The organism is Micromonospora sp. WMMA2032 (assembly GCF_002688545.1).
GTDB classification, from domain to species: Bacteria; Actinomycetota; Actinomycetes; order Mycobacteriales; family Micromonosporaceae; genus Micromonospora; species Micromonospora sediminicola.
In genome coordinates, this window is the sequence record NZ_CP024052.1 from 6,133,116 (window position 1) to 6,147,508 (window position 14,393).

The 14,393-nt window shown below is 74.6% G+C and carries 12 protein-coding genes and 2 pseudogenes; 7 read left to right on the forward strand and 7 right to left on the reverse strand.

Features of this window, described 5'->3' with window-relative positions; all coding sequences use genetic code 11:
* Window positions 1-70: 70 nt before the first annotated feature.
* From CO540_RS28545 to CO540_RS28555, 3 genes are all read right to left on the reverse strand, one after another.
* Window positions 71-1,897, reverse strand: coding sequence for a long-chain fatty acid--CoA ligase (locus CO540_RS28545; protein ID WP_099164310.1), 1,827 nt, complete (start codon window positions 1,895-1,897; stop codon window positions 71-73).
* Between the two features lie 139 nt (window positions 1,898-2,036).
* Complete coding sequence (locus CO540_RS28550) at window positions 2,037-2,987, reverse strand: terpene synthase (protein ID WP_099164311.1); 951 nt, start codon at window positions 2,985-2,987, stop codon at window positions 2,037-2,039.
* 128 nt (window positions 2,988-3,115) lie between these two features.
* Window positions 3,116-3,745, reverse strand: a complete 630-nt coding sequence (locus CO540_RS28555) for a TIGR03085 family metal-binding protein (protein WP_099165006.1) — start codon at window positions 3,743-3,745, stop codon at window positions 3,116-3,118.
* Between the two features lie 194 nt (window positions 3,746-3,939).
* On the opposite strand from CO540_RS28555, the gene CO540_RS28560 reads away from it, so the two are divergent.
* Together CO540_RS28560 and CO540_RS28565 are read left to right on the forward strand one after the other, a co-directional pair.
* Complete coding sequence (locus CO540_RS28560; protein WP_172967957.1) at window positions 3,940-5,814, forward strand: ABC transporter ATP-binding protein; 1,875 nt, start codon at window positions 3,940-3,942, stop codon at window positions 5,812-5,814.
* Window positions 5,811-7,586, forward strand: a complete 1,776-nt coding sequence (locus CO540_RS28565; RefSeq protein WP_099164313.1) for an ABC transporter ATP-binding protein — start codon at window positions 5,811-5,813, stop codon at window positions 7,584-7,586. Before CO540_RS28560 ends, CO540_RS28565 begins: the two co-directional genes overlap by 4 nt.
* A gap of 105 nt (window positions 7,587-7,691) precedes the next feature.
* On the opposite strand, the gene CO540_RS28570 is transcribed toward CO540_RS28565, so the two are convergent.
* Genes CO540_RS28570 through CO540_RS28580 form a run of 3 tightly spaced genes read right to left on the reverse strand, consistent with a single transcriptional unit; the run spans window position 7,692 to window position 9,765 of the window.
* On the reverse strand, window positions 7,692-8,294 hold the full coding sequence (locus tag CO540_RS28570; protein ID WP_099164314.1) for a TetR family transcriptional regulator: 603 nt from the start codon (window positions 8,292-8,294) through the stop codon (window positions 7,692-7,694).
* Window positions 8,291-9,046, reverse strand: coding sequence for an ABC transporter permease (locus tag CO540_RS28575; RefSeq protein ID WP_099164315.1), 756 nt, complete (start codon window positions 9,044-9,046; stop codon window positions 8,291-8,293). Before CO540_RS28575 ends, CO540_RS28570 begins: the two co-directional genes overlap by 4 nt.
* Complete coding sequence (locus CO540_RS28580) at window positions 9,043-9,765, reverse strand: ABC transporter ATP-binding protein (RefSeq protein WP_099164316.1); 723 nt, start codon at window positions 9,763-9,765, stop codon at window positions 9,043-9,045. Before CO540_RS28580 ends, CO540_RS28575 begins: the two co-directional genes overlap by 4 nt.
* Window positions 9,766-9,870: 105 nt before the next feature.
* Between CO540_RS28580 and CO540_RS28585 the strand changes: the two genes are divergently transcribed.
* The 5 genes and pseudogenes from CO540_RS28585 (at window position 9,871) to CO540_RS28600 (ending at window position 13,814) form a co-directional block, all read left to right on the forward strand.
* Entirely contained in the window at window positions 9,871-10,260 is a 390-nt protein-coding gene (locus tag CO540_RS28585; RefSeq protein WP_099164317.1) for a MerR family transcriptional regulator, read from the forward strand.
* 164 nt (window positions 10,261-10,424) lie between these two features.
* A pseudogene (locus CO540_RS30505) lies at window positions 10,425-11,027 on the forward strand (phosphoribosyl-AMP cyclohydrolase); the annotation flags it as partial.
* Between the two features lie 228 nt (window positions 11,028-11,255).
* Window positions 11,256-11,689 (forward strand): annotated as a pseudogene (gene hisI, locus CO540_RS28590) (phosphoribosyl-AMP cyclohydrolase).
* Window positions 11,686-13,239, forward strand: a complete 1,554-nt coding sequence (locus CO540_RS28595) for an anthranilate synthase component I (protein ID WP_099164318.1) — start codon at window positions 11,686-11,688, stop codon at window positions 13,237-13,239. The pseudogene hisI and the gene CO540_RS28595 overlap by 4 nt, the downstream one beginning before the upstream one ends.
* Entirely contained in the window at window positions 13,236-13,814 is a 579-nt protein-coding gene (locus CO540_RS28600) for a Trp biosynthesis-associated membrane protein (RefSeq protein WP_099164319.1), read from the forward strand. Before CO540_RS28595 ends, CO540_RS28600 begins: the two co-directional genes overlap by 4 nt.
* Here the strand turns inward: CO540_RS28600 and CO540_RS28605 are convergent.
* Entirely contained in the window at window positions 13,807-14,055 is a 249-nt protein-coding gene (locus CO540_RS28605; protein WP_172968087.1) for a hypothetical protein, read from the reverse strand. The two genes, CO540_RS28600 and CO540_RS28605, sit on opposite strands and share 8 nt — an antisense overlap.
* Window positions 14,056-14,393: the final 338 nt, after the last annotated feature.

Below are 14,393 nucleotides of genomic sequence, written 5' to 3' on the forward strand. Positions count from 1 at the left end.
CCCGCGACGGGGCCGACCGGCCGTGCCCCGGGACGGTGGGGCACGGCCGGCACGGCCTCGCGGGCGTCGCCTACAGCTCGGCGAGCGTGCCCTCGTACATCTTGTCGATCTCGCCGGCGAAGTTGGTCTCCACGCTGCGGCGCTTGATCTTCAGCGACGGGGTGACCTCGCCGTCCTCGATGGTGAGGTCGCGGGGGAGGATCGTCACCTTCTTGATCGTCTCCCAGCGGTTGAGCTTGGTGTTCAGCTCGGCCACGTAGCCCTCGACCATCTCCCGCGCCTCGGGGGAGGTGACGATCTCGGTGTAGTCGCGCCCCTCCAGCGGGGTGCCGGCGGCCCAGCCCTTGATCGCGTCCGGGTCCAACGTGACCAGCATGGTGCAGTAGTTGCGGGCCTGGCCGATCACCACCGCCTGGGAGGTGTACGGGCAGACCGCCTTGAACATGCCCTCGATGTGCGACGGCGCCACGTACTTGCCGCCGGACGTCTTGACCAGGTCCTTCTTCCGGTCGGTGATGCGCAGGTAGCCGTCGTCGTCGAGGGTGCCGATGTCGCCGGTGCGGAAGAAGCCGTCGGCGGTGAACGCCTCGGCGGTCTCCTGGGGCAGGTTGTGGTAGCCGCGCATGACCGGACGACCGCGCATCAGGATCTCGCCGTCGGTGTCGATCCGGCACTCCAGGTCGCCCATGGCCCGGCCCACGCTGCCGATCTTCAGGCCGCCGGGCGGGTTGACGAAGGCGCCGGCGCTGGTCTCGGTGAGACCGTAGCCCTCGGAGATGGGCAGGTTGGCGGCGGCGAAGAACGTGGCGATCTCCTTGCTGAGCGGCGCCGCGCCGGAGACCAGCACCCGCATCCGGCCGCCGAGCCGGGCCTGGAGCTTGCTGAAGACGAGCTTCTCGGCCAGCGCGTACTTCAGCCGCAGGCCGGCCGGGACCGGCTTGCCGGCCTGCTCCAGCGCGACCTTCTCCTTGCCGACGGAGACGCCCCAGGCGAAGATCTTCGCCTTCGCGCCGCCGGCGCCCTGCGCGGTGGTGACCGCCTTGTTGTAGACCTTCTCGAAGACCCGGGGCGCGCCGCACATGAGCGTCGGGCGGACCACGCCGAGCAGCTCGACCAGCTTGTCCACCCGGCCGTCGACGTAGGTGGGCAGGCCGACGTGGGTGGCGCCGCAGAGCAGCGTCTTGCCGAACGAGTGGGACAGCGGCAGCCACAGGTACTGCAGGTCGTCGACCCGCAGCAGCCCCAGCTCGGCCTGCGCCACGCCCTCCCAGCACCAGCCGCCGTGCAGCAGCTCCACGCCCTTCGGGCGACCGGTGGTGCCGGAGGTGTAGATCAGGGTGGCCAGATGGTCCGGCCCGATCCCCGCGACCAGCATGTCGATCAGGTCGGGCTCGGCGGCCAGCGCGGCGGCCCCGCGCTCCTCCAGCTCGGCCAGGGTGAGCTGGGGTACGCCGGCGGCCGGGTCGGGCGTGCCGTCGAAGAGCACCACGTGGGTCAGGGCCGGCAGCTCCGCGCCGGCGATCTTCGCCGCCTGGGCGCCGTTCTCCGCGAACAGCACCCGCGACCCGGAGTCGGCGACGATGTAGACGGCGTCGTCGGGTTCGGTGGTCGGGTAGACGGTGGTGGTGGCCCCGCCGGCGCACATGATGCCGAAGTCGGCGAGCACCCACTCCAGCCGGGTGTTGGCCAGGATCGCCACCGGGTCCTCCAGGCCGACACCGAGCCCGTGCAGCCCGGCCGCGATCGCCTTGGCGCGCTGCCCGACCTGCTCCCACGTCAGCCAGACCGGGCCCGAGTCGTCGGGTGCGGGGTGGGCGAACGCCTGCCGGTCGGGGGAATCCGCCACGCGCTTGAGGAACATGTCGGGTACGGAACGGTACGGTACATCGAGAGCCATCGCTGTAGCCGCCTTCAGGGTGGAGGGACGTGACGGGGGTCACGCCGATCTGCGGTTACCGAAGGGTATTGCCTGCACCGGGGCAGCGGCTAGCCCCGGCGGGCGCGTACCATGCCGGTCCCGCGTCGTGGAACCCGGATCAGGTGTAGCGGGCGGCCGCGCGGGACCAGTCGTACGTGGCCCGGATCCAGTCCCGCCGGGTGTCCAGGAACGCCCGCACCCCGTCGTCGGCCGCGCCCGCCAGCGCCGCGTCCCGCTCCGCGTAGGTGGCGAGGGCGGTGTTGAACCGGGCCGCCGCCGCGCGCAGCGCCGCCGGCTCGTCGTGGCCGTTCTCGCCCGCGATGGTGGTGACCAGGTTGTGCGCCTCCGGGGCGACGCCGCGCTCCTTGCCGTAGGAGAAGAGGTCGTTGCACCAGCACACCAGGTCGGTGGCGAGGGCGTCCAGCGCGGCCAGCGCCGGCTCGGACCGCTGCGCCGGGCCGGTCCGGGGCGTGCGCGCCAGGTCGGTCATGGTGAAGCTGGGGCGTACGCCGCCGGTGTGCCGGCGCATCTGCGTGTACTCGGCCACCCCGGGCACCCGCCGGTGCTCCCGGTTGGCCGCCTCCCACAGCAGCGCCAGCAGGTACTCCCGCAACTGGCTGACCAAACGCAGTAGCAACGCCGGTTGCCGCTTCCCACGGGCCCGGCGGCACAGGTCGTCGAGCGCGACCGCGAGCGGCCCGACGTGGGTCGGCCTGGGCGCGTCCGGGTCGCCGTGCCGGTCGAGCACGGCCAGCAGCGCCGCCACGGTCGGGGCGAGCCGGGTCGGGTCCGCGCCCAGACCGTCGTCGTCGCAGGCGTCGTCCATCACGAACAGCCAGTTGATCAGATCGGTCAGCAGGCGCAGGCCGTCCGGGGACGCCTGCGGGGACGCCCGTCCGGCCAGCTCGGCGGCGTGCGCGCCGGCCAGTCGGCGTCGCCCGGCCGGGTCGTCGACCAGGCCCAGTTCGCCCGCCCAGCCGGCGCTCTCCCCGGCGATCCGGTCGACGTCAGGGTGCCGCCGGGCCGGGAAGGGCGGCTCGTGCAGCGCCGAGAGCGCGAAGGCACGCATCCGTCGTGTCCCCTGTCCGCCGCCCGTCTGCTCGAGCGGCGGCGAGGAGCGTACGACAGGCCGGATCGGTCACCGTCGTTGGGTTGCGCAATTTCCACGAGGCGCGGTGACCGGTCCCGCACAGTGGGTCAGAAGCCCAGTTCGGCGGTGCGCAGCCGTTCGGCGCCCTCGGCCGGGCCGTCCACCTGGACCCGGGCCACCCGCTGCCGACCGGTGAGGAACAGGACCAGTTCCCCCGGCGCGCCCACCACCCGCAGCCGCTCGCCGCCGCGCCCGGCCCGCAGCTCGCCGTGACCCGGCGCCTGCACCAGCACCTCGGCCGGGAAGCGTCGCAACGCCATCCGGGCCAGCAGGCCGACCCGCTTCCAGAGCACCCGCTGCTGCCCGGCCGGCAGGTCGCGCGGGCGCCAGCCGGGCCGGGCCCGGCGGACGTCCTCGTGGTGGATGAAGAACTCCAGCCCGTTGGCCAGCTCGTCGGTGAGCGGATTGCTCACCGGGCTCCACAGCGGCGGGCGGCGCACCCGGGCCACCAGCTCCGGGTAGGACCCGGCGGCGATCCGCCGGCGGACCGACTCGCCGTGCTCGCGCAGCGGCGGCAGCAGGATGCCGCCGGCCGCGTCCGGCCGGCGCTCGCGCACCAGCAGGTGCGCCGCCAGGTCGCGGGTGGTCCACCCCTCGTTGACCGTCGGCGCGTCCGGTCCCAGTTCCAGCATCAGATCGGCGAGCGCCTCGCGCTCCGCCCGGGCGTACCGCGGCATGGCCCGATCGTAGGCCCGGGCGGGCCGATCGGCGCGCCGTGCCCGGCGCGGCCGCGGCGACCGGCCGACCACGCACCGTCGTCCGCCCAGCTCCGGGGCGAACGTGACGGCGGACATATCCCGGCCGGGTCGGCGGACCTGGCGGGGTGCGGTAAGGATGGGGGAGAAACGGGCGGCTTACGGCGGGGGAGAGCGTGGCGAGCGGGACAAGTCGGGACGTGCTCGGCAGAGGGCTACGGGTGCTCGGCCGGGCGATCCGGGAGCAACCGCGCATCTTCACGGTGGCGGTGACCGGCAGTGTGCTCTTCGGCCTCCTCGTGATCGCCAGCGCGTACGTGGTCGGCGGCGTGGTCGGCGAGGTGGTGGTGCCGGCGGTCGAGCGCGGCGAGGTGGGCGGCGGGGTCCTCGCGCTCGCCGCCGCGGCGCTGTTCGGCATCAGCGTGCTGCGGGTGGTCGGCATCTTCGGCCGGCGACTCGGCGCCGGCTACATGCAGTACCGGCTCCAGGCCGCCTACCGCCGCCGGGTCACCCGCCGCTACCTGGACCTGCCGCTGGCCTGGCACCACCGCAACTCCACCGGCACGTTGCTGTCCAACGCCAACTCCGACGTCGAGGCCGCCTGGTATCCGATCGCGCCGCTGCCGTTCGCGGTCGGCACGCTGGTGATGCTGGTCGGCGCGGTGGCCTCGCTCTTCGTCACCGACTGGGCACTCGCGCTGGTCGGCCTCGCCGTCTTTCCCGCGCTGTTCGCGCTCAACGTGGTCTACTCCCGCCGAATGGCGCCCCGCCAGGCCCGGGCCCAGCGCCTGCGCGCCGAGGTCAGCGGCATCGCGCACGAGAGCTTCGACGGCGCGCTGGTGGTCAAGACCATGGGCCGGGAGGCGCAGGAGACCGCCCGTTTCGCCGCCCGCGCCGGCGACCTGCGCGACGCGCTCATCTCGGTCGGCCGGCTGCGCGGCGTCTTCGACCCGATGCTGGAGACGCTGCCCAGCCTCGGCACCCTCGCCGTGCTGGTGGTCGGCGCGATCCGGCTGCGGCAGGGCGCGATCACGGTGACCGAGCTGGTCAGCGTGGCGTTCCTGTTCACCGTGCTGGCCTTCCCGGTGCGGGCCATCGGCTGGGTGCTGGCCGAACTGCCGCGCAGCGTCGCCGGCTGGGACCGGGTCCGCCGGGTCCTCGACACCACCGGCGAGATGCCCTACGGCGAGGTCGCGTTCGACCCGGCCACCCGCACACCGGCCACGCTGGGCTTCGACGACGTGCACTTCGGGTACGAGCCGGCCGAGGCGCACCTGCCCGGCGCCGAGGTGCTCGGTGCGGTGACGTTCACCGTGCCGGCCGGGAAGACCGTCGCGCTGGTCGGGCCGACCGGGGCCGGCAAGTCCACCATCGCGTCGCTGGCCGTGCGGCTGGTCGACCCGGACTCCGGCCGGGTCACGCTCGACGGCGTCGACGTGCGGGAGCTGACCGCCGCGTCGCTCGCCGCGACCGTGGCGCTGGTGGCCCAGGTGCCCTTCGTCTTCGACGACACGGTCCGGGCCAACATCACGCTCGACCGCGACGGCATCGGCGACGACGAGGTGTGGGCGGCGCTGCGGCTCGCCGAGGCGGACGGGTTCGTCGCCGCCCTGCCGGACGGACTGGACACCATGGTCGGCGAGCGCGGCACCTCGCTCTCCGGCGGCCAGCGGCAGCGGCTGACGCTGGCGCGGGCGCTGGCCGGGCGGCCCCGGCTGCTGGTGCTCGACGACGCGACCAGCGCCGTCGACCCACGGGTCGAGGCGGCCATCCTGGCCGGCCTGCGGACTCCCGGTGACGGCGGCGCGCCGGCGTCGATCCTGGTCGTGGCGTACCGGCGGGCCACCATCGCGCTCGCCGACGAGGTGATCTACGTGGAGCAGGGCCGGGTGGTGGCCCGGGGTACGCACACCGAGCTGCTGGCCACCGTGCCCGGCTACGTCGACCTGGTCACCGCGTACGAGCAGGCCGAGCAGGAGCGCGAGCAGAAGCACACGTACGAGGAGGTCGCGCCGGTGCCCTCCGGCCTGGAGATGGAGGTGGACCGGTGAGCAGTGTCGCCGCCGAGGGACGGACCGAGTCGACCTGGGGGACGCTGCGGCGCGGGTTGGCGCTCTCCCCGGAGCTGAAGACCGGGCTCGCCGGCACGCTGGCGCTGGCCCTGGTCTACATGATCGGTCGGGTGGCCGTGCCGGTGGCGGTGCAGCGCGGCATCGACCACGGCATCGTCGGCGGGCTCGACCTTGACGTCATCTCGCTCACCGTGACGATCACGGCCGCCGTGCTGGTGGTGACGACCGCCTGCGGCTATCTGATGATGCGCCGGCTGTTCACGGTCAGCGAGACCGCGCTGGCCGGGGTGCGCACCCGGGCGTTCCGGCACGTGCACGACCTGTCCATGCTGCACCAGCAGTCGGAGCGGCGAGGCTCGCTGGTCTCCCGGGTCACCAGCGACGTCGACCAGATCACCCAGTTCCTCCAGTGGGGCGGCGTGATCCTGATCGTGAACCTGGGTCAGCTGCTGGTCACCACCGCCGTGATGCTCGCGTACTCCTGGCAGTTGACGCTGGTGGTGCTCATCGCGTTCACGCCCGCGGTGCTGATCATCCGATCGTTGCAGCGCCGGCTGGCCGGCGCGTACGGGCTGGTCCGGCAGCGCACCGGCACGCTGCTCGGCGCGATCGGCGAGAGCGTGGTGGGCGCCCCGGTGATCCGGGCGTACGGGATCGCCGGGCGCACCGCCCGGCGGCTGGACGCGGCGATCGACGGGCAACGGCTGGCCCAGCAACGGGCGATCCGGATCAGCATCCTGGGCAGCTCGGTCGGCGAGCTGGCCGCCGGCCTGGCGCTGGCCGGGGTGGTGGTGGTCGGGGTCAACCTCGGCGTCGACCGGACGCTGTCGGTCGGCCAGCTCACCGCGTTCCTGTTCCTGGTCACGCTCTTCATCCAGCCGGTGCAGATCGCCACCGAGGTGCTCAACGAGGCGCAGAACGCGATCGCCGGCTGGCGTCGGGTGCTCGACGTGCTCGACGTCGCCCCGGACGTGGCCGACCCGGGCACGCAGGGACGGGACCTGCCGGCCGGTCCGCTGGACGTCCGCTTCGCCGGGGTGACGTTCGCCTACCCGGGCGGTCCGCCGGTGCTGCACGACGTGACGCTGGACATCCCGGCGAAGAGCCGGGTGGCGGTGGTGGGCGAGACCGGCAGCGGCAAGACCACCTTCGCCAAGCTGCTCACCCGTTTGATGGACCCGACCGGGGGCGAGGTGCTGCTCTCCGGCGTCGACCTGCGCCGGGTGCGTTTCGACTCGCTGCGCGCCCGGGTGGTGATGGTGCCGCAGGACGGCTTCCTGTTCGACGCCACGGTCGGGGAGAACGTCCGCTTCGCCCGCCCCGACCTGACCGACGAGCGGCTCACCGCCGCCTTCACCGAGCTGGGCCTGGCCGACTGGCTGGACGGCCTGCCGGCCGGGCTGGACACCCCGGTGGGGGAGCGCGGCGAGGCGCTCAGCGTGGGTGAACGGCAGCTCGTGGCGCTGGCCCGCGCGTACGTCGCCGACCCGGACCTGCTGGTCCTCGACGAGGCGACCAGCGCCGTCGATCCGGCCACCGAGGTACGCCTGCAACGCACCCTGGACGCGGTCACCCGGGGCCGGACCACGCTGGCCATCGCGCACCGGCTCTCCACCGCGCAGGCCGCGGACGAGGTGATCGTGGTGGACCGGGGCCGGATCGTGCAGCGCGGCCCGCACGACGAGCTGGTCCGCGACACCGACTCGGTGTACGCCCTGCTCTACGCCTCCTGGCTGGAACAGACCCGCTGACCCCGGCACCCCGAACGCCCGCGATCTTGCATTTTCGGCCCCCGGTAGGGGTGGATCGTCCCCTTTCGTCCGGGCAGCAAGTGCAAGATCGGCGCGGGGGGCGGGTCAGCCCGCGTCCAGCGGGCCGGTGAGGTAGCGCTGGACGGTCGGGCCGATCGTGGCGGCCAGGGTGTCCGGCGTCGCGGACGCGACCGGTTCCAGGCGGATCACGTAGCGCATCATGGCCAGGCCGGCGATCTGGGTGGCGACCAGCGCGCCCCGCAGCGGCACCTCGGCCGGGTCGAGGTCGAGCCGGTCGACGACCCGGCGCAGGATCTGCGTGGTCAGGAACTCGCGCAGCAGGCGGGCGGTCCACTGGTTGCTCACGGCGGAGCGGAGCAGGGCCACCGCGGCGGTCCCCGCCGGGGAGTCCCAGACGCCCAGGAACGTGCGGACCAGGCGTTCGCCGACCTCGTCCCGGCCACCCGCCAGCACCCGGGGCACCAGCTCGGCCGGGTCGATCGGGATCGCCATGGCGGCCCGGAACAGGTCCTCCTTGGTGCCGAAGTAGTGGTGCACCAGCGCCGGGTCCACAGCGGCGGCGGCGGCGACCGCCCGGATCGGGGTGGCGTCGAAGCCCCGCTCGGCGAAGGCGGCCCGGGCGGCGGCCAGGATCGACTCCCGGGTGTCCGGGTTGCCGGGCCGCCGGCCGGTGCGTCGTGGGCTCACCCGCTGCGCCGGCGCAGCGTCGCGGCGGCCAGCACCAGCGCCGCCACCGCCGCGCCGGCCACGATCGCCACGTCGCGCCACATGGTGCCGGTCGGCTCGGCGTGCGCGCCGACCTCCTGCAAGGCCTCGACCGCGTACGACAGCGGCAGCGCGTCGCTGACCGCCTGGAGCCAGCCGGCCATCTGCTCGCGCGGCACGAACAGCCCGCAGAGCAGCAGTTGCGGGGCGACCACCACCGGCATGAACTGGACGGCCTGGAACTCGGTGCGGGCGAACGCCGAGCAGAACAGACCGAGCGCCACGGCCAGCACCGCGTTGACCCCGGCGATCAGGACCACCAGCCACGGGCTGCCGGCGGTGTCCAACCCGAACACCTGGTAGGCCACCAGCGAGGCGACGGTGGACTGCACCACCCCGGCCAGGCCGAACGCGATGCCGTAGCCGAAGAGCAGGTCGAGCTTGCCCAGCGGGGTGGTGAGCAGCCGTTCCAGCGTGCCGGTGGTGCGTTCGCGGAGCATGGCGATGCTGGTCACCAGGAACATGATGATGAAGGGGAAGAAGCCCAGCATGATCAGCGCCACCCGGTCGAAGGTGCTCGGCGCGCCGGGCGGGGTGGGCTGGTCGACGTACATGAAGTAGACCAGGGTGAGCAGCACGACCGGCACCACGACGAGCAGCGCCACGGTGCGCCGGTCGTGCCGCAGCTGGCGCAGGATCCGCGCGACGGTGGCGGTCAGGATCTTCGGGTTCACGCGCCGGCCTCCTCGGTGCCGCGGATCAGGCGCAGGAACGCCTCCTCCAGGTCGTCCACGCCGGTGGCGGCGCGCACCGCGGCCGGCGTGTCGTCGGCGACCAGCCGCCCCTCGCGGATCAGCAGCAGCCGGTCGCAGCGGGCCGCCTCGTCCATCACGTGGCTGGAGACCAGCAGCGTGGTGCCGGCGGCGGCCATGGCGTGGAACCGCGCCCAGAGGTCGGCCCGCAGCACCGGGTCCTGACCGACGGTGGGTTCGTCCAGCACCACCAGCTCCGGGTCGCCGACCAGGGCGCAGGCCAGTGAGGCGCGGCTGCGCTGACCGCCGGAGAGCGTGCCGACCAGTTGCCCGGCCGCCGCGGCCAGGCCGACGTCGGCCACCGCGCGGTCGGCCTCGGCGTGCCCCCGGCCGTGCAGCACGGCGAAGTAGCGGGCGTTCTCGCGCACGGTCAGGTCGGCGTAGACGCTGGGCGCCTGCGTCAGGTAGCCGACCCGGTGGCGCAGGTCCGCCGCGCCCGCCGGCCGGCCGAGCACGTCGACCGTGCCGGAGCGCACGCTCTGCACCCCGACGACGGCGCGCATCAGCGTGGTCTTGCCGCTGCCGCTGGGCCCCAGCAGCCCGGTGACCGTGCCCCGGGGCACGGCGCAGCTGATGCCGTGCAGCACCCGCCGTCCACCGCGCTCGATCACCAGGTCACGGACCGACACCGCGTCGTCCATGTCGCCTCCGATAACTCATCAACTGTTGAAATCAACGCTAGATGAATTTCTCCGGTCGGTCAACGGGCTTGACTTCGAGCGGACTCGAACTGGAAGCCTGGACCGGTGGACATCGGTATCCGGGAGAAGAGCCTCAGCGTGGGCGAGGCGGCGGAGCGGGTCGGCCTGACCACCTACACGCTGCGCTGGTACGAGCAGGAGGGGCTGGTCGCCCCCGTCGGGCGGGACTCGGCGGGTCGGCGGCGCTACACCGAGGGCGACGTCAGCTGGCTGTTCCTGCTCACCCGGCTGCGCCGCACCGGGATGCCGGTGCGGGACATGCGCCGCTACGCCGAGCTGGCCCGGCAGGGTGATCGCACGCTCGGCGCGCGGCGGGCGCTGTTCGAGGCGCACCGGGCCCGCGTGCTGGCCCGGATGGCCGAACTGACCGAGGACCTGACGGTCCTCGACCACAAGATCGACGCGTACCGGAGGGCCGAGGAGGAACTGGGCTGAAGTCGCCCAGTAGCGGACACCCGGTCCGCCATCGGGCATTGCGCCGAAGATCGGACTTCCGGCACCATGTCGCGGTGGGTCCCGCTTCGTTGCCCGAGTCCGGATTCCTCGACGAGTGGGCCGCCCGCCTGCGGCAGGCCGCGGACCGGCCGGTCGTCGGGATCATGCTGCGTGGCAGCCACGCCCGGCGGGCCGCCACCGAGCACAGCGACGTCGACGTGGACGTGCTCGTCGCGGCGGACGACGACCGCGCGGTCCGCACCCCCGGAACCACCGCCCCGGCCCGCCCCGCCGGCCCGTACGCGGCCCGCCGCGCCTACCTGACCGAGTTCGACGGCCGGCTGGTGCACGTCTCGGTGGCCGCCCGGGACGTCCGCTCCTGGGTGCACCGGCTCGGTCAGCCCGCCGACTGGGCCTTCGGGCTGCCGGTCACCGCGCCCGCCCGCCTGCTCTGGGCGGTGCCCGAGTGGCGCCGCCGGATCGACCTGCCGGTGCTCTGCCAGCCCGCCGACGAGCCGCGCCTCGAAGAGCTGATCGCCACGCTGGGCAAGGTGGCCGGCGCCCACTGGGCCGACGACCCGATCGGCGTCCGGCTGGCCGCGGCCGACCTGGCCCGGCTCTGCCCCTCGGTGCTGCGGCTGGCCAACCCGACGGTGCGGGTGGTGTCCCGCCGGGCCGCCCTGACCGCCGCGCTGGACCTGCCGGTCGCGCCCCCCGGCTACCGCGCGGACATGCTGCTCTGCCTCGGTCTGCGCCCCGCCGACCCGGCCGAGGTCGGCGCCGCCGCCGGTCGCCTGGTCCGCGGGATCCTCCCGCTGGTCCGCCCGTACGCCGGGGAGATCGCCGAGGTGGCCGGCACGGACCTGGCCGAGGCCTTGGTCGACGGCCGGGTGGAGCGCTACCTGCGCCAGTTGGGCCGGGCGCTGGACCCGGTCGGGCCCGTCCCCCGGGACACGTCGGCGGTGCCGACGCCGCGTGCGGGAGAATGGTCAACCGTGCCCGCCTCTGACGCGCCGGTGACCGGCGCCCCCGCCCGCTCCGGCGGCGCCGCGGCCCCCGGCCCGGCCCGCTCCTCCCGGCTCGACCCGGCCATCGCGGCCAAGCTGCGCCGCACCCCGGACGGCCTGGTCGCCGCCGTGGTCCGCGCGCACGACTCGGGTGAGGTGCTGATGGTCGCCTGGATGGACGACGAGGCGCTGCACCGCACGCTCACCACCGGCCGGGCCACCTACTGGTCGCGCAGCCGGGGGAGTACTGGGTCAAGGGCGCCACCTCCGGCCACCACCAGTACGTCCGCTCGGTGGCGCTGGACTGCGACGGCGACGCGCTGCTGGTCAGCGTGGAGCAGGTCGGCGCGGCCTGTCACACCGGGCACCGCACCTGCTTCTTCACCGAGCTGCCGGTCAGCTCGCCGGAGGCGACCCCGTGACCGACGGCGCGGTCGCCCCGGACCGGACCACCTTCGCCGAGCTGGCGGCCCGCTGGCGGGTCGTGCCGGTGACCCGACGGCTGCTCGCCGACGCCGAGACCCCGGTGGGGGTCTACCGCAAGCTCGCCGGCGGGCCGGGCACGTTCCTGCTGGAGTCCGCCGAGCAGGGCGTCGGGGCGGCCGGGACCGCCTGGTCGCGCTACTCGTTCATCGGCGTACGCAGCGCCGCCACGCTCACCGAGCGCGACGGCGCGGCCCACTGGACCGGTACGCCGCCGGCCGGCGTGCCCACCACCGGCGACCCGGTCGCCGTGCTCCGGGAGACCGTCGCCGCGCTCGCCGGCCCGGCCTGGGACCCGGCCGGCGACATGCCGCCGCTCACCGGCGGCCTGGTCGGCTACCTCGGCTACGACCTGGTCCGCCGGTTCGAGCGGCTGCCCGAGCTGACCCGCGACGAGCTGGACGTGCCCGAGCTGGGCATGATGCTCGCCACCGACCTGGTGGTGCTCGACCACTACGAGGGCTCGGCGATCCTGGTCGCCAACGCGGTCCTTCCGCCGCCGGACACGCCCGACCGGGACGAGCGGGTCGCCGCCGCGTACCACCACGCGGTGGGCCGCCTCGACGCCATGACCACCGCGCTGTCCCGTCCGATTCCGCCCATGGTCGCCACGGTCGGCCGGCCCGGCGTGGGCGAGGTGGTGAGCCGGACGCCGGAGGGCGGATACCCCAAGGCGGTGGAGGCGGCCAAGGAGGCGATCCGGGCCGGTGAGTGCTTCCAGATCGTGCTCAGCCAGCGTTTCGAGCGCCCCACCGACGCGGACCCGCTCGACGTCTACCGGGTGCTGCGCACCACCAACCCCAGCCCGTACATGTACCTGCTGCGCTTCGACGGCTTCGACATCGTCGGCTCGTCCCCGGAGGCGCATCTCAAGGTCAGCGGCGGTCCGGGTGGGCGGCGCCGGGCCCTGCTGCACCCGATCGCGGGCACCCGCCCGCGCGGCGGCTCGCCGGAGGGCGACGCCAAGTTCGCCACCGAGCTGCTCGCCGACCCGAAGGAGCGCGCCGAGCACGTCATGCTCGTCGACCTGGGCCGCAACGACCTGGGCCGGGTCTGCCGGCCGGGCACGGTGGAGGTGCCGGAGTTCGCCACCATCGAGCGCTACAGCCACGTCATGCACATCGTCTCCACCGTGGTCGGCGAGCTGCGGGAGGACCGCACCGCGTTCGACGCGCTGGCCGCCACGTTCCCCGCCGGCACGCTCTCCGGCGCGCCCAAGGTCCGCGCCATGGAGATCATCGAGGAGCTGGAACCGGTCCGCCGTGGCGTCTACGGCGGCACCGTCGGCTACTTCGCCTTCGGTGGCGACCTGGACATGGCGATCGCCATCCGGACCGCACTGATCCGCGACGGCCGCGCCTACGTGCAGGCCGGCGCCGGGGTGGTGGCCGATTCCGATCCCGCCGCCGAGGAGCAGGAGACCCGGAGCAAGGCCGCCGCGGTACTCGCCGCGATCGCCGCCGCCGAGACGTTGCGGCCGGCCCGATGAGCGCGTCCGGCACGGCCGCGACCGGCGCGCCCGCCGCGCGGGGCCGGCGCGAGCTGGCGTACGCGGTGCTGCTCTGCCTGGCCGGCGCGGGCCTGGCCTGCTGGGCGGTGACCCGGACCTGGTCGGCCGAGGTGACCACCCGCGGGTCGCTGCCGCCCGGGCGGCCGGGCCGCACCGGCGCGGAGCTGCTGCCGTGGGTGTCGGCGCTGGCCTGGGTCGGGCTGGCCGGCGGCGGCGCGCTGTTGGCGACCGGGGGGCGGCTGCGCCGGGTGCTGGGCGCGCTGTTGGCCGGCATCGGCCTGGCCGTGGCGCTGGGCGGTGGGATCGGGCTCGCCGAGTCGGGGGTGAGCCGGCACTGGCCGGCGCTGGTCCTGGCGGGTGGCCTGGCCCTGGCCGCCGGTGGCGCGTTCGCGGCGCTGCGGGGCGGCGGGTGGCCGGCGATGGGCGCCCGCTACGAGCGGCGGGCGGCGTCGTCGTCGGCCGCGCCGGGCGGCGCCGAGCGGCCGGCGGTCGAGCGGGGCGCCCGGGACGCGTGGGACGCGCTGGACCGGGGCGAGGACCCGACGGTCAGCTGACCGGCTGGGCCTCGCGCGCGTCCCGGCGCTCGCGGGCCGCGGCCCGGGCGGCGGCCAGCTCGGCCACCAGCCGCTCCAGCTCCCGACGCTGTGCGGCCCGGGCGCGGTCGGCGCAGACCGCCTCCCAGGCGTTGCCCCGGGCGGTACGGGTGCGGCCGTCGCCCGCCACCGCGCGTTCCAGCGTGTGCACCACGCCGACGGCGAGGGAGGCGACGGTCCGGGAGATGGTGGTCAGGCCCATGGTCTGGTTCGGCCCGTTGACGCTCACTGGTTCACCCCGCACGAGATCGTTGGTGACGGTCGGCAGCCGCCTCGTCGAGTCTGCCCGAGGACCATGCTGCCGGGCTCACGTTTCGGCGCCGTGAAGCCCAGGTCAACGGTCCGACAGAGGGAGCGACCAGGGCAGGGCCGGAGGTCCTTGAGCTTGGTCACAGTCGCGCGGGACCCGCCCCGCTGCGGCGCGGAAGCGGCCGTGGTGAGATAGGGCATGGGCGGCGATCGATACGCACGGTGGCGCTGCGTGACACCGCGTTCACCAGAAGTCGGCCATCATGCCACAGCCCGTTTCGTGAGGTGCGC

Coding starts and splice junctions, on each gene's coding strand:
- CO540_RS28555 (WP_099165006.1), bottom strand. CDS start 3,745: ATGCCGCGGTACGCCCGGGCGGAGCGCGAGGCGCTCGCCGATCTGATG.
- CO540_RS28550 (WP_099164311.1), bottom strand. CDS start 2,987: ATGCGTGCCTTCGCGCTCTCGGCGCTGCACGAGCCGCCCTTCCCGGCC.
- CO540_RS28545 (WP_099164310.1), bottom strand. CDS start 1,897: ATGGCTCTCGATGTACCGTACCGTTCCGTACCCGACATGTTCCTCAAG.
- CO540_RS28605 (WP_172968087.1), bottom strand. CDS start 14,055: ATGGGCCTGACCACCATCTCCCGGACCGTCGCCTCCCTCGCCGTCGGC.
- CO540_RS28580 (WP_099164316.1), bottom strand. CDS start 9,765: ATGGACGACGCGGTGTCGGTCCGTGACCTGGTGATCGAGCGCGGTGGA.
- CO540_RS28600 (WP_099164319.1), top strand. CDS start 13,236: ATGAGCGCGTCCGGCACGGCCGCGACCGGCGCGCCCGCCGCGCGGGGC.